Genomic DNA, 18,096 nt, shown 5'->3' with positions numbered 1-18,096 from the left:
GTCAACCGGCGGAACTCGCGGTAGCGAGGCAGGGCGCCGGCAACGGTGACTTCCCCGCGTGGGTCAGGACGGAGGGTCAGGCCTGTTGCATGGCGCGTTGCGCCTTCGCCGAGGCGGTACGCGCGCCGATCGAGTCGGTGAGGCGGTCGAGCACCACCGCCAGGATCACCACGGCGATGCCGCCCTCGAAGCCCGCGCCGACCTGGACCCGGGCGAGCGCCGTCATGATCACCTCACCGAGACCGCCGGCACCGACCATCCCGGCGATGACGACCATCGACAGGGCCAGCATGATTACCTGGTTGACGCCGGTCATGATGGTCGGCAGGGCCAGTGGCAGTTTGGTCCGCAGCAGGATCTTCCACGGCGACGCGCCGAACGCCTCGCCGGCCTCGATGACCTCGCGGTCGACCTGGCGGAGGCCCAACTCGGTCAGGCGTACCCCGGGCGGCATGCTGAACACCACGGTGGCCAGCACGCCGGGCACGGCGCCGACGCCGAAGTAGAAGATGGCCGGGATCAGGTAGACGAACGCGGGCATCGTCTGCATCAGGTCCAGCACCGGCCGGACGACTGCCGAGACACGGCGGCTCTCCGCGACGAGGATGCCCAGCGGTACGGCGAGCAGCAGGGCGATTCCGCTGGCCACCAGGACCAGCGCCAGCGTACTCATGGTCTGTTCCCAGATCGGCAACCCGGCCACCAGGCCGAGTCCGAGCATGGTGCCGAGACCGAACCTCCAACTCCGCAGCCACCAGCCGAGGCCGGCGAAGATCATTACCATGACGATCGCCGGGGGCGCGGTCAGCAGGTCCACCAGCGGCTCCACCAGCGAGTCGACGGCGGAGGCGATGCCGTCGAAGACGGCGGACAGATGATCCCTCGACCAGTCGACGCCGACCTTGAACGCGTCGCCGATCCGTACGTACGGCAGCAGGTCATCGATACTGTCGGCGCTGTTCATGCGGGCTCTCCCGTCAGCCGGGCCGATGGTTCGGCAACCACCTGGGCCGGCACCTCCGCTGTCGGGTCGCCGTTCCCGGTCGGTGCCGTGCCGGCCGCTCCGACGGCCTGGGTCGGGTCAGTGGTCGGGTCAGTGGTCGGCGTCGTACCAACCTCGTCGGCAGGCCCGGGTGTGGCGGTGGTCTCGCCGGTGTCGGTGCTGAGGCTGCCCAGGGCGCTCAGCAGGGTGACCCGCGGAATCACGCCGGCGAGCCGCCCGTCGCTGTCGATCACGGCGACCGGTGCCGGGCTCTGGGCGGCGGCGGCGAAGATGTCGGCCACCGGCGTCGTGTCCTCGACCGTGTGGACGTACTCGGTCGACACGATCTCCTGGAGGTTCTTCCGGCCGTCCCGGACCGCCTGGGTGGCGGCGTCGGCGGTCACGGTGCCCAGGTACCGCTTGTCCCGGCCGGTGACGTAGACGGCCGACGTCTGGGTCTCGCGCAGCACCCGGGCGGCCACCCGTGGGCCGGAGTTCACGTCCACGACGCCGAGCGGTCGCTCCATGACCGCCGACGCGGTGAGGATCCTGGTCCGGTCGACGTCGGCGACGAACTGGGCGACGTAGTCGTTGGACGGGTCGGTGAGGATCTCCTCGGCGGTGCCGATCTGGACGATCCGGCCGGCACGCATGACCGCGATGCGGTCGCCGAGGCGCATCGCCTCGTTGAGGTCATGCGTGATGAACACGATCGTCTTGCCGAGTTCGGCCTGTAGCCCGATCAGCTGGTCCTGCACCTCGCGGCGGATCAGCGGATCGAGCGCGGAGAAGGCCTCGTCCATGAGCATGATGTCGGTGCCGGCGGCGAGCGCGCGGGCCAGGCCGACGCGCTGGCGCATGCCGCCGGAGAGTTCCTGCGGCAGCTTGTCCGCCGAGCCATCGAGTCCGACCATCCGGAGCGCCTGTAGCGCCTTCTCCCGGCGCTCGGCGCGAGGTAGGCCCGCGATCTCCAGCGCGTAGCCGGCGTTGTCCAACACCGACCGGTGTGGCTGGAGCGCGAAGTGCTGGAAGACCATGCTGATCTTCTCGCGGCGCAGCTTCCGTAGCGCGGCCGGCTTGAGCTTGGTGATGTCGACCCCGTCGATCTCGACCGTGCCGTGCGTGGGGGACAGCAGCCCGTTGAGCATCCGGATCAGGGTGGACTTCCCCGAGCCGGACAGGCCCATGACCACGAAGATCTCGCCGCGCCTGACCTCGAAGTTCGCGTCGACGACCGCGGCCGTGACCGGTAGTCCTGCCAGCTTCTCGTCCCGGCCTGCGCTGTTCCGGAGAATCTCCGCCGCCTTGTCGGCGCGGCTCCCGTAGACCTTGTAGAGGGATTTCACTCTGAGTGCGGACACGGTCTCCATTCCAAGGGACATGCGGTACGCGGACAGCTTTCTTGGGCGACGCACGAAAGTGCGTTTCTACCGACACTATTTCCTTGCCGTGGACCTGCCGAAGTCACGACAGCCCAGGTGAGCGAGCCTCGACCCTACCCGAGAGTTTTCTGTGAACGGCAACCCCGTAGCCCGGTCCGTTGGCGCATCGTTGCACGAGGGTGAAGCGATGTGGATCGATGCGTCTGCGTCTGGACATTGGTAACCGACGCGCAATTCTGGTATCGAGGATCGGGTGGTCGACGAGCCCCTCCGACGCCTGACACTCCGGACGTGATGGGCCATATCGGCACCGGAGTGATCACGGTTCGCCGCCATGACCATCCGAATGAGTTCTTCGCCCGTGTTGGCGCCAGGCGTCCGCTGAGACCGGTGGTGCCGTTTTCTTCGCTGGCGGCGCGTCATTCTTCGGTGTGGTCCGCGTCTCGGTCCGGCGGCTCGTCTCGTGCCCGTCATATCTGGCCAGCGGGGATATTCACGGAATCGACATGGAATCTCCATGGGACCGAGACGGAATCTCCATGACATCTACATGACCCGACGGCACCTGATTCCGGCGACCGGCGGAGATCGACGAATCTCGACCGACGCCCGAATGGTGGCTCCGGGGGTGAGGGTGTGATCCCGCCGTCGACCTCATGGCCGCGGTGTCCGGATGCCCAACGCCACCTGGCCCCGCCTCCGCCTTTGCCGCCCTCGACCAGCCTTCACGGCCTGTTGCCGGAGGGCGGACCGGCAGGCGCAGGCGGGGACGACGTCGGGTGTCGGAATGCGGGGACGACGTCGGGTGTCGGATCGCGGCCGGGACGTCGGGCGGGAGTGCGGCCGGGTCAGCCGGCGTCAGCGAGGGCGGCGCGTAGCACGCCCGCACCGGCCGGGGCCTCCTGTTCCCATTTCGTCGGGTCGGCGGAGTAGATGACCCCGTAGGCCGGGGTGTCCGGCTGGAAGCGCCAGCTGTCGGCGAGCGTGCCCGCGTCCACCGTGTCGTAGCCGATCCGGTCCAGGAAGTCGGTCACGGTGGACTTGGCCTCGGGGGCGTCACCGGCGATCGGCAGCGCGCTGCGGTCGGCGGCATCGCCGGGCCGGGCCAGGGTGAGCAGATGCTTGAAGAAGATGTTGTTGAACGCCTTGACCACGCGGGACCGCGGCAGGTGACGTTGCAGCAGCTCGCTGCTGGTGACGCTGCCCTCGTCCAACTCGGGGATCTGACCGTCCCGCTGGGGGTAGTAGTTGTTGGTGTCGACGACGACCTTGCCGGCCAGCGGCTCGGCCGGCACGGACCGGTACGACTTGAGCGGGATGGTGACCACCACCAGGTCACCGGCGCGAGCCGCGGCGTCGACGGTGCCGGCGCTCGCCTGCGGCCCCAGTTCGTCGACCAGGTCGGTCAGGGTCTCCGGCCCGCGTGAGTTGCTCAGCACCACGTCGTAGCCGGCGTGCACGGCCAGCCGCGCCAGAGTCCCTCCGATGTGCCCGCTGCCGATCAACCCCACCGTCGCCATACCTCACCCCTCCACCGCGCTGGCTGCCCCGGACCTACCTCGCTCCGCCGTTCCACCCACCGGCTCGTCGATCATGCAGTTTTTGTCGGTCCAAAAGTGTGCGAAAGCCAGAAAAAGGCGACCACAACTGCAAGATCGACGAGGTGGGGGGTGGGGGCGGGGGTGGGGTGGGGTGGGGGGTTAGGCGGGGAGGTGCTTGTCGAGGGTGGTGTGGAGGGTGGGGTCGTCGGGGGTGGCGGTGGGGGCGAAGCGGGCGGCGACGGTGCCGTCGGGAGCGACGAGGAACTTCTCGAAGTTCCAGCGAACGTCGCCGGTGTGACCGTCGGCGTCGGCGGTGTCCACCAGGGCCGCGTACAGGGGGTGACGGTCGGAGCCGTTGACCTCGACCTTCTCCGTGATCGGGAAGGTCACTCCGTAGTTGACCTGGCAGAACTCGCTGATCTCCGCCGCGCTGCCCGGCTCCTGCCCGGCGAACTGATTGCACGGCACTCCGAGCACGGTCAGCCCACGATCGGCGTACTCGTCCTGAAGTGCCTGCAGGCCCGCGTACTGCGGGGTGAGGCCGCAGCGCGAGGCGACGTTGACGATCAGCAGGGCGCGTCCGCGGTACTGCGCGAGGTCGGCCGGGCCGCCGGCGAGCGCACCGATCGGGATGTCGAAGACGGTCATCACCGGAGGCTACCGCCGGAACGATGACTGCGGGCGATGCGGGTGGCGGTGAAGTTACCGATCGGTACCCGAGCCTTGACCGGCGGTGACGCCGGGGGAAGTCCAATCTGGCCTCCTCGCCCAATCGATACATGGACATCTTGACGAAGTGGTGGCGTGTGAGTAGCGTCTCCTCATCCTTTTGGAAAGTTTCCTAACTGTTTGGAGACGCCACATGAAGAGATCGCTTCGCCGGGCCCTCTGGGTCGGCGCCGTGGTCGCGGTGACCGTCGCCACGGTCCCGATGGCCTCGGCGTTCGGCGCCGGAAGCGTGACCACTTCGTTCACCCGGGTGTCGGACTGGGGGACGGGTCACGAAACGCGGGTCACCATCACCAACGGGTCGGACGCCAGCGTCAGCACCTGGCGCATCGAGTTCGAGCTGCCGTCGGGCACCAGCATCGGCAGCTTCTGGGACGCCGACGTCACCCGCAACGGCAACCGCTATGTGGCGGTCAAGAAGAGCTGGGCCGGTGCGCTGGCCCCGGGCGCCTCCTTCAGCTGGGGCTACAACGGCACCGGCGCGTACCGGGCACCGCTGAACTGCACCATCAACGGCGCGTCGTGCGGCGGTGGCAGCACGCCGCCGACCACCACCGCACCGCCCACCACGACCCCGCCCACGACCACGCCGCCCACGACCACTCCGCCGACCACCACGCCCCCGACCACCACGCCGCCGAACCCGGGTGCGCAGAAGGTGGTCGGCTACTTCGCCCAGTGGGGCGTCTACGCCCGCAACTACCACGTGCGGAACATCCACACCAGCGGCTCGGCCGCGAAGCTGACCCACATCCTGTACGCCTTCGGCAACACCACGGGCGGTCGGTGCACCATCGGGGACAGCTACGCCGACTACGAGAAGGCGTACACCGCGGCGGAGAGCGTCGACGGCGTCGCCGACACCTGGGACCAGCCGCTGCGTGGCAGCTTCAACCAGCTGCGCAAGCTCAAGAAGATGTACCCGCACCTCAAGGTGATCTGGTCGTTCGGTGGCTGGACCTGGTCCGGCGGCTTCACCCAGGCCGCGCAGAACCCGACCGCCTTCGCCGAGAGCTGCTACAACCTGGTCGAGGACCCGCGCTGGGCGGACGTCTTCGACGGCATCGACATCGACTGGGAGTACCCCAACGCCTGCGGCCTGACCTGTGACGCCAGTGGCCCGAACGCGTTCAAGAACGTGGCCGGTGCGCTGCGTGCCCGGTTCGGCTCGAACAACCTGGTCACCGCCGCGATCACCGCCGACGGCAGCAACGGCGGCAAGATCGACGCCACCGACTACGCCGGTGCCGCCACGCACCTCAACTGGATCATGCCGATGACGTACGACTACTTCGGCGCCTTCAACGCGCAGGGCCCCACCGCCCCGCACTCGCCGCTGTACTCGTACTCGGGCATTCCGCAGCAGGGCTTCTGGTCCGACGCGGCGATCCAGAAGCTCAAGAGCAAGGGCATCCCGGCCAACAAGCTGCTGCTCGGCGTCGGCTTCTACGGCCGTGGCTGGACCGGGGTCACCCAGTCCACGCCGGGCGGCACCGCCACCGGGCCGGCACCGGGCACCTACGAGCAGGGCATCGAGGACTACAAGGTGCTGAAGAACACCTGCCCGGCCACCGGCACCGTCGCCGGCACGGCGTACGCCAAGTGCGGCAGCAACTGGTGGAGCTACGACACCCCGTCGACCATCGGCGGCAAGATGACGTACGCCAAGAACCAGGGCCTCGGTGGCGCCTTCTTCTGGGAGCTCTCCGGTGACACCAGCAACGGTGAGCTGATCAGCGCCATCAAGGGCGGTCTCGGCTGAGCCGACGGCCGACGCACCACCCACACGACGGGGAGGGGCCCCGCACCGGCCCCTCCCCGTCCGGCGTGCCCGGGGTCGATCCCGATGCCTGGACGGCGGTGTGACAGACTCGCCGCTCGACCGTGTCTCGATGTCCGGCGTCGAGGGAGGTGCCGATGCGGGTCATGTACCGGCGTCCGGCGAGCGTCATCGCGCTGCTCGCCACCGTGCCCTTCGCGCTGGCCGGCTGCGGGCTCGTCGGCGGTGAGCCCGAGGCGGAGCAACCGGGGCGGGCGCCGGCCGAGGAGGCCACGCTGAAGTCCCGCGAGCGGGTCCAGGCGTACCTCGACGCGATGGCCGCCAAGGACGTGGCGGCCGGTCGCAGCCAACTCTGCGCGGTGCTGCACGAGGCGTTCGACGCCGCCGCCACCGACCCGAACGGCGACTTCGCCGACCACTTCGAGGTGTCGAAGTCCGAGATCACCGACATCCGACCCGGCCCGTCCGGGCAGCAGGTCAGCACCGCGGTCACGGTGACCGTCGGCAAGAAGAAGGCGACCCGCCCGCTGCTGTTCACCGTCACCCGCGACGGGCTCGACTGGTGCATCTCCGACGAGCGGCCCGGCGCGAACAGCCCGGCCCCGGCACCCACGCCCTGACCTGCGCCACCGTCGAGGGTCGTCCATCTGCCGGAACCCGGCCCCTCGCCGGTGGCCCACCCGGCTGGTCGCCGTACGCTGAATACCATGCGCCATGAGTGGCATCAGTTGAGTCATCCGGCGGTGGGCAGCCCGGTGCTGCAGACCAGCCGCCCGACCGTCGACTCCGCCGAGGACGAGGCTCTCGGCCTGGACCGCTGGCGGGAGCTGCCGCGCGCCCAGACCCCGCCCTGGCCCGACGAGGCCCAGGTCGCCGAGGTCTGCAAGGTGCTCGACACAGTGCCGTCGGTGGTCGCTCCGTACGAGGTCGATCAGTTGCGCCAGCGTCTGGCGTTGGTCTGTGAGGGCAAGGCGTTCCTGCTGCAGGGCGGTGACTGCGCGGAGACCTTCGCCGACAACACCGAGAGTCACCTGCTGGCCAACGCCCGCACGCTGTTGCAGATGGCCATCGTGCTGACCTATGGCGCGTCGTTGCCGGTGGTGAAGGTGGCCCGGGTGGCCGGGCAGTACACCAAGCCCCGGTCGCTGCCGACCGACGCTCGCGGCCTGCCGGCCTACCGCGGCGACATGATCAACTCGCTGGAGACCACGCCGGAGGCGCGGGTCGCCGACCCGCAGCGCATGATCAGGGCGTACGCGAACTCGGCCGCCGCCATGAACATGTTGCGTGCCTACCTGGCCGGTGGGCTGGCCGACCTGCACGCGGTGCACGACTGGAACAAGGGCTTCGTGCGCAACTCCCCGGCCGGCGAGCGGTACGAGGCGATCGCCCGGGAGATCGACCGGGCCCTGGCGTTCATCCGCGCCTGCGGGATGACCGAGGACGACGCGTTGCGCACGGTCACCCTGTACTGCTCGCACGAGGCGCTCGCGCTGGAGTACGACCGGGCGTTGACCCGGGTCTCCGGTGGCCGGCCGTACGGGCTTTCCGGGCACTTCCTGTGGATCGGTGAGCGCACCCGGCAGATCGACGGGGCGCACATCGACTTCATCTCCCGCATCGCCAACCCGATCGGGGTCAAGCTCGGCCCGACCACCACTCCGGACGAGGCGATCGAGCTCTGCGAGAAGCTGAATCCGGACAACATCCCCGGCCGGCTCACCCTGATCAGCCGGATGGGCAACCACAAGGTCCGGGACGCACTGCCGCCGATCGTGGCGAAGGTGACCGCCGCCGGAGCCAAGGTGGTGTGGCAGTGCGATCCGATGCACGGCAACACCCACGAATCGTCAAACGGCTACAAGACGCGCCACTTCGATCGGATCGTCGACGAGGTGCTGGGCTACTTCGAGGTGCACCGTGGCCTGGACACCCACCCCGGCGGTCTGCACGTCGAGCTGACCGGCGAGGACGTCACCGAGTGCCTCGGCGGCGCCCAGGGCATCGCCGACCTCGACCTGCCCGACCGCTACGAGACCGCCTGCGACCCCCGTCTCAACACCCAGCAGTCCCTGGAGCTGGCCTTCCTCGTCGCGGAGATGCTCCGTGGCTGACGCGAGGAGTGAGCTTGCGAGCCCCGCAGTCGGCGGCCGAAGGAGTGACTGTGGCTGACGCGAGGAGTGAGCTTGCGAGCCCCGCAGTCGGCGGCCGAAGGGGCGACTGTGGCTGACCTGATCGACCTGCGTTCGGACACGGTGACCCGGCCCACCGCCGAGATGCGGCAGGCCATGGCCGGCGCCGAGGTGGGTGACGACGTCTACGGCGAGGACCCCACGGTCAAGGCCCTGGAGGCCGAGGTCGCCGCGATGTTCGGGCACGAGGCGGCGTTGTTCTGCCCGAGCGGGTCGATGGCCAACCAGATCGCCCTGCAACTGCTGGTGCCGCCCGGCTCGGAGCTGCTCTGCGATGCAGACGCGCACGTGGTCACGTACGAGATGGGGGCTGCCGCCGCGTACGGCGGGGTCACCTCGCGGACCTGGCCTCCGGTGGGTGCCCAGCTCGACCCCGACGTGGTCGCCGGAATGGTGCGTCCCGACGGCTACTGGGCGGTGCCCACCCGGGCGATCGCGGTGGAGCAGACCCACAACCGTGGCGGCGGCGGGGTGATCCCCCTCGACACGCTGCGCGAGCTCCGCCGGGTCGCCGACGCCGGGCAGGTGGCGCTGCACTGCGACGGTGCTCGGATCTGGCACGCCCACGTCGCCGACGGGGTGCCACTGGCCAACTACGGTGCGTTGTTCGACACCCTGTCGGTCTGCCTGTCCAAGGGGCTCGGCGCGCCGGTCGGCTCACTTGTCGTCGGCGCTGCCGACCGGATCGAACGGGGCCGGGTGATCCGCAAGCGGATGGGCGGTGGGATGCGTCAGGCCGGCATCCTGGCCGCCGCCGGTCGGCATGCCCTGGCGCACCACATCGACCGGCTGGCCGCCGACCATGCGAAGGCGGCCCGGCTGGCGGAGGCGGTCGCCCCGTTCGGGGTGCTGGCCACCACGGTGCGCACCAACATCGTTCCGCTGGATCTGACCAAGGCCCCGCTGGACGCGCCCACGCTGGCCGCCGCCGCCCGCGCTGAGGGCGTACTGATCTCGGTGCTCGGTCCCCACACGGCCCGCCTGGTCACCCACCTGGACGTCACCGACGCCCAGGTCGACCAGGCCGCCACCACCCTCACCCACATCCTCCGCCACTGACCCCCGCCCCTACCCGCCACCTCTGTTGATCATGAGGTTAGCGGCACTCGCAGAGATCGACATCGCCGCTAACCTCATGATCAACGAGGGGAGCGGGGGAGGGGCGGGGGCGGGGAAGCTGGGGGCGGGGAGTTAGGCGCGGGGGAGGAGGCGGCGGAGGGTGGTTATGTCGGCGGCGTGGCCCTCGTGGCGTTCGGTGGGGGTTTCCACCAGCACCGGGACGCCGAGGGTGGCGGGGTGACGCATCAGCTCGGCGAAGGCTGGTTCGCCGATCGTGCCCTTGCCGATGTTCTCGTGGCGGTCCCGGGTGGACCCGCACAGGTCCTTCGAGTCGTTCGCGTGTACCAGCCGTAGCCGGTCCGTCCCGACCGCGGTCACCAGGGCGTCCAGCGTCGCGGTCATCCCGCCCTCGGCGGCCAGGTCGTGCCCGGCGGCCCAGGCGTGGCAGGTGTCGAAGCAGACACCGAGCCACGGGTGCCGGTCCACCGCGTCGAGGTACGGCCCGAGCTGTTCCACCCGGCAGGCCAGTGACCGGCCGCCACCGGCGCTCGGCTCGACCAGCAGCATCGGGCCGCCCGCGTCGGCGGCCGAGTCGAGCAGCGGCAGCAGCGACTCGCGCACCTGCCGCATGGCCGCGTCGGCGTGCCCGGCGTCCACCGCACTGCCGGCGTGGAAGACCACCCCGCGCGCGCCGATCGCGGCACCTCGGCGCAGCGCGTGCGCCAGGGCCTGGGTCGACCGCTCGACGGTTGCCGCGGTCGGCGAGCCGAGGTTGACCAGTAGCGACGCGTGGATGTAGACGGCGACGCCGCGTTCGGCGCAGCCGTCGCGGAACAGCGCGTCCTGCACCGGATCGCCGGCCGGCATCGCCCAGCCCCGGGAGTTGCCGACGTAGACCTGCGCCACCTCGGAGCCGGCCGCGTCGACGTACGGCAGTGCCGCCTTCGCCAGCCCACCCGAGGTGGGTGTGTGCGAACCGATCGGTCGGTGGCCGGGATCCGGAGCCGGCATCAGAAGCACCCGATGGTGATCTGGGTCCCGGGGGCGACCTGGGCGTTCTCGTTCGGGTTCTGGAACCGGGTGACGGCGTTCGGGTTGAACTGCACCGCCACCGGGAAGCCCTGGCTCTCCAGCACCTGCTTGGCCTGCTGGCACGGCAGGTCGACGACGCGCGGCACGGTCACCAGCGGCGGACCCTCGCTGACCTCCAGCCGGATCTGGGCACCCTTCTCCACGCCGCCGCCGGCGGTCGGGCTCTGCCCGATCACCTCGTCACGCGGCTTGTCGGACTCCTTGCGCGTCGGCTCCACCAGCACCAGGCCGAGCTGCGCGATCTGGTTACGGGCGTCGTTGAGGTTCTTGCCGACCAGATTCGGCACGGTGATCGGGGCCCGGCCCTTGCTGAGGATGACGGTGATCTCGTCGCCCGGTTTGACCTCCTCGCCCGCCTTCGGGTCGGTGGCCACTACGATGCCCTCCGGCAGGCTGTCGTCGTACCGGGCGGTGCCCTTGACGACCTCGAGCTGGGCGCTGAGGAGGTCGGCCTCGGCCAGCGCGAACTCCTTGCCGACCACGTCCGGCAGCTCGAAGCGCTCCGGCCCGAGCGACAGGGTGAGGGTGATGGTGCCGCCCTTGAGGATCCGGGCGGACGAGGCGGGATCCTGGCCCAGCACACCGTCGCGGGGGATCTGGTCGTCGTACCGCGGGTCGGCGTAGATCACCTCGAAGCCGGCCTGGGATGCCTGTGCCTCCGCCTCGGCCTTGTTCATGCTCACCAGCTGCGGCGCGGTGGTGTACCGACCGACCCCGAACCACCAGCCACCGAGCGCGGCCACCAGCCCGAGCACCACGACGACGGCCGCGACGGCGAAACGTCCGCCGCCCTGGCCGGTCAGCCGGGCGCCCAGCCCGGCCAGTCGGGTACGCAGATCGTCGCCGCCGCTCGGCGTCGCCCGACGCCGACCGCGAGTGGGTGGGCCGCCTTCCGGCAGGCGGGCCCAGGTCGGTCGCTCGGGCGGACGTACGGGCGCGACCATCATCGTCGGTTGCGACACGGCCGGGCCGCCGGTCACCGGAGCGATCAGAGCGGTGTGGCTGTTCGGACTGCCCAACCCGTCCCGGGCCACCTGCACCTCGGCCAGCAGCGTGCCGGCGTCGGCGGGGCGGGCCGACGGGTCGCGCCGGGTTGCGTGGGCGACCAGGTCGTCGAGCACCCTCGGCAGGCCGGGCACCAGCATCGACGGTGCGGGGACGTCCCGGTCCACGTGCTGCCAGGCGATGTCGATCGGCCGGTCACCGTCGTACGGCACCCGGCCGGTGAGCATCTCGAACAGCACGATGCCCGTCGAGTAGACGTCGGTGCGGGCGTCGGCCCGGCCGTCGGTCACCAGCTCCGGAGCCACGTACGCCACGGTGGCCATCAACTGGTTCCCGCTGTCGTGGTCGGTGCTCGCCTCGACGGCCCGGGCCAGCCCGAAGTCGGTCACCTTGACCACGCTGTCGACGAGGTTGGCCGGGCCAGCGCTGGGTGCCTCGGCGACCAGGACGTTCTCCGGTTTCACATCGCGGTGCACCAGGCCGGCCCGGTGGGCGGCGCCGATGGCCGCGAGCATCTGCTCGGTGATGGCCAGCGCCTCGTCCGGGTTGAGTCGGCGCCGCTCGGCCAGCACCTCGCGCAGGGTACGGCCGCGGACGTACTCCATGATCAGGTACGGTCGCCCGGCGTGGGTGCCCTGGTCGTAGACCGCCACCACGTTGGGGTGGGTGAGCCGGGCGATCGTCTTGGCCTCGTCGGTGAACCGGTCGACGAAGCTGGGTCGACCGGCCTGACCGGGTGACCCCTGGGCCGAGTGAATGATCTTGACGGCGACGGTGCGTTCGAGCCGCTCGTCGGTGGCTGTGTACACGGTCGCCATGCCGCCACGGGCCACGCGACCGCGAATGCGGTAGCGCCCGTCGATCAGCGAGCCCAGCAACGTGTCGGCGACCTGTGTGTCCATCAGCAGGCAGTCTATGTGTCGGGGGACGAAGGTTGAACAGGATGCTACCGGCAGGCGCCCGCCCCCGGGTCCGGCGCGCGCGCAGGGTGACGATTGCCCCTGCTCAGGGTGGTCGCCGGGAGGTCGTTGACCGGGCGCGAGGGCGGCGTGGCAGGGTGTTGCGCGTGACCGATTACGTACCCGCTGAGGGCACCGCGCCCCTGGCCGGTCCCGCCGACGCGGCGGGCTGGCTGACCCTGCCGGACGTCGCCGAGCGGCTCGACCTGCCGATCAGCAAGGTCCACCAGATGATCCGGGACCGGGAAATGATCGCGGTGCGCCGCGACGGTGTCCGCCGGATCCCGGCCGACCTGGTGGCCAACCACACCGTGCTCAAGCACCTGCCGGGCGTGCTGACTCTGCTGGCCGACGCCGGTTACGACGACGAGGCCGCGCTGCGCTGGCTCTACGAGCCCGACGAGACGTTGGCCGCTGGTACCCCCGCGGCCGCCCTCGGCGGCGATCAGGCCCGTGAGGTCAAGCGCCGCGCCCAGGCCCTGGGCTTCTGACGGAGTCAGTCGGCGCGACGGGTGGCGGCGATGGCCAGGTCCACCAGCGCCTGCCGGGCCTCGGTGTCCAGGTCGACGGCGGTGAGCGCGGCGAGCGCCGCGTCGGTCAGCGTGACGATGCGCTGCTCGGTACGGGCCAGTGCACCGGTGTCGACGATCAGTTCCCGCAGCCGAGCCACCCCGGTGGCGTCCAGCTCGCCGTCGCCGAGGCCACCGAGGAGCAGCGTGCGACCGGCGTCGTCGGCCACCTCCAGGGCCGCCGCCACCAGGTAGGTCCGCTTGCCCTCGCGCAGGTCGTCGCCGGCCGGCTTGCCGGTCTGCGCCGGGTCGCCGAAGACGCCCAGCACATCGTCGCGCAACTGAAAAGCCTCACCCAACGGCAAGCCGTACGCCGAGTAGGCGATGCGTACGTCGGCGGGGGCGTCGGCCAGCGCCGCGCCGATCAGCAGTGGCCGTTCCACGGTGTACTTGGCCGACTTGTACCGGGCGACCTTGCCGGCCCGTTCCAGCGAGGTGTCGCCGGTGGCCTGGGTCAGCACGTCGAGGTACTGCCCGATGGTGACCTCGGTGCGCATCTCGTCGAAGTCCGGTCGGGCCCGGGCCACCGTCCGGGGGTCGAGCCCAGCGGAGTGCAGCAGCTCGTCGGACCAGACCAGGCACAGGTCGCCCAGCAGGATCGCCGCTGCGTCACCGAAGCCGTCCGGGTCGCCACCCCAGCCGGCTGAGCGGTGCCGGGTGGCGAACCGCCGGTGTACTGCGGGCTCACCCCGTCGGGTGTCGGAGCGATCCATCAGGTCGTCGTGGATCAGGGCGCTGGCCTGCACGAACTCGAGTGCGGCGAGAGCGGTCACCACCGGGTCGGTGTCCACTCCGCCGGCACCCCGGTAGCCCCAGTAGGCGAAGGCCGGCCGCAGCCGCTTGCCGCCACCCAGCACGAACGCCTCGATCGCCTCGGCGACCGGTACCAGGGCGTCGTCGACGTCGGTCAGCCAGGCGCGACGGCCGGCGAGGAAGTCCGACAGCGCCTTGTCGACCCGCTGGCGCAGGCTGGCACGGTCGACCGGGGAGACGGGAGCAGCATGGGTCACGTCCCGACGCTAATGGGTCGGGGTACGCCGCGACGACCCACCCGCCCTCCGGCGCGTCGTGCGTCGCTGGTCGCGGCCGGGTTGGCCCGGCCGGGCCGGGGAGCGCCGTGCCGTGCGTGGCGGGCTGCCGGGCACCGCGAGGATCCGGACCAGCCAGCCGCGCCAGAAGCGTCCCGGCACGCGCACCCCTCGCTCCCATCGGGAAATCTCGTGCCGGCTCAACGTGAACACTCCGGCGGCGGCACAGAGTTCGGCGGCGAGCCGGGACTGGCTCCACCCACGGGCGAGCCGTGACCGGGCCACCAGCGGGCCGAGGGCGGCCGGGGCGGGCCGGGTAGGGGCGAGCGGGGACGGGGACATTGATCCTCCGGCGGGTCGGCGGGGTGACGGCCCGACCCCACCCGATCAGGGCGGTGCCGGTACGCACCGTCTGCTGCTGACCCCCGCGCGGCCCCCCGGTGGGCTCTCGACCACACCCGCGCAGGTCAGCAGGCTAGTCCGGCGGTGCGACAGTTTTCCGCGCCGCTGGGCGCGGCGGGCCATGAACATTCTGTTGTCTCCACCGCTGGGAAGTCGGTAGGGGTGCCCGGCCCGGCCCGCTAGAGTCGGTGCGTGGCGCTCGGTCTTCCCTCGGTCCTCCCGAACTCGCAACCGGCGATCGGAGAGCTGGTCCGCGACTGCCAGCCGACCTTCTCCTTCGAGTTCATGCCCCCGAAGACGGAGCAGGGCGAGCGGCAGTTGTGGCAGGCCATCCGCGAGCTGGAGCCCCTGCGTCCCTCCTTCGTCTCGATCACCTACGGTGCGGGCGGCTCGACCCGGGACACCACGGTCGCGGTCACCGAGCGGATCGCCACCGAGACCACGCTGCTGCCGATGGCCCACCTGACGGCGGTCAACCACTCCGTCGCCGAGTTGCGGCACGTCATCGGCCGGCTGGCCGGGGTCGGGGTGCGCAACGTGCTGGTGGTGCGCGGCGACCCGCCGGGCGATCCCACCGGCGAGTGGATCCCGCACCCCGACGGCGTGCACTACGCCGAGGACCTCGTCCGGCTGGTCCGTCACTCCGGCGATTTCAGCGTCGGCGTCGCCGCCTTCCCCTACCGGCATCCGCGCTCACCGGACGTCGCCGCCGACACCGAGTACTTCGTGCGCAAGTGCCGGGCCGGCGCGGATTTCGCGATCACCCAGATGTTCTTCGACGTCGACGAATATCTTCGGCTGCGTGACCGGGTGGCTGCCGCCGGCTGCGACACCCCGATCCTGGCCGGTGTGATGCCGGTGACCCGGATCGGCACCATCGAGCGATCCGTGCAACTGTCCGGGGCACCCTTCCCGCCCGCACTGGCCGCGCGGTTCGAGCGGGTCGCCGACGATCCGGAGGCGGTCCGCCGGCTCGGCATCGAGCAGACCAGCGAGATGTGCCGGCGGCTGCTCGACGAGGGGATCCCGGGGATCCACTTCATCACCTTCAACCGTTCCACCGCGACCCGGGAGATATGGCAGAACCTTCGGGTGGGCGCCGCGACGTGACCCCCGGCGCGCGACACCTCGGCGCTGTCGCGACGGTTGAACCGTGGTGGGCAGACAGCTGAACTGGAACGAGTACGCCACGGCGTGGGCGCGGCTGCACGGCGGTTTCGATCCCCGGGTCGCCACTCCGGTGGTGCGTGGCTGGCTGCGCTTCTCCTACCACGTCGGGTTCCTGCTGGGCCGGCTACGGGTCGGCCCGACCGCGGTGACGGTGGTCGGGGTGCTGCTCTGCCTCTGCGTACCGCTGCTCGCGGTCCGGCCGGGTGACGGACCGTTCCTGGGTGCGCTGTTCGTGCTGCTCGCCTCGGTGGCCGACAGCGTCGACGGTGCGGTGGCCGTGGCCACCGGGCGTACCACCCGGCTCGGCTACGTCTACGACTCGTTGGCCGACCGGATCGGCGAGGCCGCCTGGCTGGTGGCGTTCTGGCTGGTCGGCGCGCCGGGTGCGCTTGTCGCCGCGGGTGGTGCGCTCTCCTGGTTGCACGAGTACGTCCGGGCCCGCGCGGTCGCCGCCGGCATGCGGGAGATCGGCGCGGTCACCGTGGGGGAGCGGCCCACCCGGGTCTGCGTGGCTGTGGCAGGGCTGCTGCTGGCCGGCCTGAGCGGACTTATCGAGGTGGACCTGGCCGCCGGCACCATCACCATGGCGACCGCGGTCTGGGTGCTGCTCGCCGCCTTCGGGCTGGGGCAGTTGCTCTCCGCCGTCCGCCGGGCGTTGCTCGACGCCGACTGAACCCGCCGGTCGAGCCACCGGCCCCGCCGGTCACTACCAGGCCGGGCCGATCGCGTCGGCGACGATCTGCGCGGACAGGGTCACCATCGGCAGGCCACCGCCGGGATGGCTGGAGCCACCGACCAGCCACAGGCCCCGGGCCGGTCCCCGGTTGGCCGGCCGGAGCAGGCCACCGGCCGTGCCGTAGATGGTGCCGCCCGGCGCGCCGGTGGCGGTGGCCAGATCGGCCGGGGTGCGCACGTCGCGGAACACCAGCCGGTCGCGGACGTCCACGCCGCGTTCGGCCAGCACGTCCAGGACCCGATCGGCGTACGCCTGGGCCAGGCCCGGCCGGCGCCAGTCGATCGCTCCCGGGGCGGTGCCCTGACGAGCGGCGTTGACCAGCACGAACCACGCCTCGTGTCCGGCCGGACGGACTGCCGGGTCGTTCGCCACGGTGACGAAGACCGTCGGGTCGGCGGCCGGGCGGGCCCGCCTCCCCCGTCCCGGATCACCGAAGACCGCGTCGAACTCGGCGTCGTAGTCGTGGGGGAAGAAGACGTTGTGGTGGGCCAGCCCGGAGTCGCCGCGTACGCCGAGCAGCAGCACGAACCCGGCCAGGCTGCGGTCGGTGAGCCCGGCCAGCCGGTGCGGATCGGGCAGCAGGTCGCGGTAGACGCTGAGCGCGTCGACGTTTGCCACGACCACGTCGGCCGGGACCGGGGTGGTCGAATCGGCGATGCGTACCCCGTGCACCCGGCCGCCCACCGCGTCGATCCGGGTGACCGTGGTGCCGGTGCGCACCACCACCCCCAGGTCCAGGCAGCGTGACAGCAGCGCGTCGGCGAGGGTGCCCAGCCCGCCGCGCAGATACCAGCCGCCGAAGGCCAGCTCGGCGTAGGGGACCGCGACCAGCGCGGCGGGTGCCCGGCGCGGGTCGGCCCCGGTGTAGGTGGCGTACCGGTCCAGCAGCATCCGCAGTCGTCGATCGAAGATCAGGGTGCGACCCAGCCCACGGAGGCTCTGGCCGGGCCGGATCGCGGCCAGGTCGCCCAGCCGCCAGGCCAACCGGGCCAGGTCGCGGGGAGAGTCGACGCGGCGGCGCAGGATGTCGCGTTCGGAGGCCCGCCACACCCGGCCGGCGCGCCGCCACAGTCGCTGCCAGTCGGCGGCGGCCCGGTCCCCGAGGGCCGCGCCGATCCGGGCGGTGAACTCGGCCGGGTCGGCGCAGGAGTCGAGCACCGGGCCGCCACCGGGGAAGACGTGCCGCACGATCGGGTCCAGCGGCACCAGGTCGAGGTACTCGTCGAGCTTCGCCCCGGTCGCTTCGAACAGCTCGTGGAAGACCTCGGGCAGGGTGAGCAGGCTGGGGCCGGTGTCGAAGTGGAACGAGCCCTCGGGGGCGTCCCGGCGGTGCCGTCCGAGTTTGCCGCCGACCTCGTCGGCACGTTCGAGGACGGTCACCTGGTGTCCGGTGACGGCCAGCCGGGCCGCGGTGGCCAGCCCACCCACCCCGGCACCGACCACCACGATCCGCGCCATGCCGCGTCCTCC

General features: G+C 71.2%; 16 protein-coding genes. 7 read left to right on the top strand and 9 right to left on the bottom strand.

Translation table 11 applies throughout. From position 1 onward, the window contains the following. Positions 1-76 precede the first annotated feature (76 nt). The 4 genes from AB0J93_RS23610 to AB0J93_RS23595 all read right to left on the bottom strand — a co-directional run bounded on the left by AB0J93_RS23610 (position 77) and on the right by AB0J93_RS23595 (position 4,553). Positions 77-964 carry an ABC transporter permease subunit gene (locus AB0J93_RS23610; RefSeq protein ID WP_363924491.1) on the bottom strand — a complete coding sequence of 296 codons (888 nt, stop codon included), beginning with the start codon at positions 962-964 and terminating at the stop codon, positions 77-79. Then, positions 961-2,352 carry a glycine betaine/L-proline ABC transporter ATP-binding protein gene (locus AB0J93_RS23605; RefSeq protein ID WP_363924490.1) on the bottom strand — a complete coding sequence of 464 codons (1,392 nt, stop codon included), beginning with the start codon at positions 2,350-2,352 and terminating at the stop codon, positions 961-963. The genes AB0J93_RS23610 and AB0J93_RS23605 overlap by 4 nt, the downstream gene beginning before the upstream one ends. An 860-nt stretch (positions 2,353-3,212) precedes the next feature. Next, on the bottom strand, positions 3,213-3,884 hold the full coding sequence (locus AB0J93_RS23600) for an NADPH-dependent F420 reductase (protein ID WP_363924489.1): 672 nt from the start codon (positions 3,882-3,884) through the stop codon (positions 3,213-3,215). Between the two features lie 180 nt (positions 3,885-4,064). Then, positions 4,065-4,553 carry a glutathione peroxidase gene (locus tag AB0J93_RS23595; RefSeq protein ID WP_363924488.1) on the bottom strand — a complete coding sequence of 163 codons (489 nt, stop codon included), beginning with the start codon at positions 4,551-4,553 and terminating at the stop codon, positions 4,065-4,067. A 214-nt stretch (positions 4,554-4,767) separates the two neighbouring features. On the opposite strand from AB0J93_RS23595, the gene AB0J93_RS23590 reads away from it, so the two are divergent. The 4 genes from AB0J93_RS23590 (at position 4,768) to AB0J93_RS23575 (ending at position 9,665) form a co-directional block, all read left to right on the top strand. Further along, positions 4,768-6,396: a glycosyl hydrolase family 18 protein gene (locus AB0J93_RS23590; RefSeq protein ID WP_363924487.1), complete on the top strand. Its 1,629-nt coding sequence runs from the start codon at positions 4,768-4,770 to the stop codon at positions 6,394-6,396. 155 nt (positions 6,397-6,551) lie between these two features. Beyond that, positions 6,552-7,034, top strand: coding sequence for a hypothetical protein (locus AB0J93_RS23585; RefSeq protein WP_363924486.1), 483 nt, complete (start codon positions 6,552-6,554; stop codon positions 7,032-7,034). Between the two features lie 87 nt (positions 7,035-7,121). Next, complete coding sequence (locus AB0J93_RS23580; RefSeq protein WP_363924485.1) at positions 7,122-8,528, top strand: class II 3-deoxy-7-phosphoheptulonate synthase; 1,407 nt, start codon at positions 7,122-7,124, stop codon at positions 8,526-8,528. A gap of 108 nt (positions 8,529-8,636) precedes the next feature. Then, positions 8,637-9,665, top strand: coding sequence for a GntG family PLP-dependent aldolase (locus tag AB0J93_RS23575; RefSeq protein ID WP_363924484.1), 1,029 nt, complete (start codon positions 8,637-8,639; stop codon positions 9,663-9,665). A 132-nt stretch (positions 9,666-9,797) separates the two neighbouring features. Here AB0J93_RS23575 and AB0J93_RS23570 read toward each other — a convergent pair whose 3' ends face one another. Continuing rightward, on the bottom strand, positions 9,798-10,676 hold the full coding sequence (locus AB0J93_RS23570) for a deoxyribonuclease IV (protein ID WP_363924483.1): 879 nt from the start codon (positions 10,674-10,676) through the stop codon (positions 9,798-9,800). Then, entirely contained in the window at positions 10,676-12,664 is a 1,989-nt protein-coding gene (gene pknB / locus AB0J93_RS23565) for a Stk1 family PASTA domain-containing Ser/Thr kinase (RefSeq protein ID WP_363924482.1), read from the bottom strand. The genes AB0J93_RS23570 and pknB overlap by 1 nt, the downstream gene beginning before the upstream one ends. Before the next feature lie 200 nt (positions 12,665-12,864). Here pknB and AB0J93_RS23560 point away from each other — a divergent pair, with 200 nt between their 5' ends. Beyond that, the gene (locus tag AB0J93_RS23560) at positions 12,865-13,212 is read left to right on the top strand and encodes an Rv2175c family DNA-binding protein (RefSeq protein ID WP_363924559.1); all 348 of its coding nucleotides are present in this window, start codon (positions 12,865-12,867) and stop codon (positions 13,210-13,212) included. Between the two features lie 5 nt (positions 13,213-13,217). Here AB0J93_RS23560 and AB0J93_RS23555 read toward each other — a convergent pair whose 3' ends face one another. Continuing rightward, positions 13,218-14,300 (bottom strand): polyprenyl synthetase family protein, encoded by a 1,083-nt coding sequence (locus tag AB0J93_RS23555; RefSeq protein WP_363924480.1) that lies wholly within the window; start codon positions 14,298-14,300, stop codon positions 13,218-13,220. A 9-nt stretch (positions 14,301-14,309) separates the two neighbouring features. Beyond that, a complete protein-coding gene (locus AB0J93_RS23550) occupies positions 14,310-14,660 on the bottom strand; it encodes a helix-turn-helix transcriptional regulator (RefSeq protein ID WP_363924479.1) in 351 nt (116 codons plus the stop codon). 252 nt (positions 14,661-14,912) lie between these two features. Here AB0J93_RS23550 and metF point away from each other — a divergent pair, with 252 nt between their 5' ends. Further along, positions 14,913-15,830 (top strand): methylenetetrahydrofolate reductase [NAD(P)H], encoded by a 918-nt coding sequence (gene metF / locus AB0J93_RS23545; RefSeq protein ID WP_363924478.1) that lies wholly within the window; start codon positions 14,913-14,915, stop codon positions 15,828-15,830. A gap of 43 nt (positions 15,831-15,873) precedes the next feature. After that, positions 15,874-16,563 carry a CDP-alcohol phosphatidyltransferase family protein gene (locus tag AB0J93_RS23540; RefSeq protein ID WP_363924477.1) on the top strand — a complete coding sequence of 230 codons (690 nt, stop codon included), beginning with the start codon at positions 15,874-15,876 and terminating at the stop codon, positions 16,561-16,563. A 33-nt stretch (positions 16,564-16,596) separates the two neighbouring features. On the opposite strand, the gene crtI is transcribed toward AB0J93_RS23540, so the two are convergent. Further along, positions 16,597-18,084, bottom strand: a complete 1,488-nt coding sequence (gene crtI, locus AB0J93_RS23535) for a phytoene desaturase family protein (RefSeq protein WP_363924476.1) — start codon at positions 18,082-18,084, stop codon at positions 16,597-16,599. Positions 18,085-18,096: the final 12 nt, after the last annotated feature.

Origin of the sequence: Micromonospora sp. NPDC049374 (assembly GCF_040677165.1) — a bacterium.
Classification (GTDB): domain Bacteria; phylum Actinomycetota; class Actinomycetes; order Mycobacteriales; family Micromonosporaceae; genus Micromonospora.
This window is presented reverse-complemented; position numbering and strand designations above follow the sequence as displayed.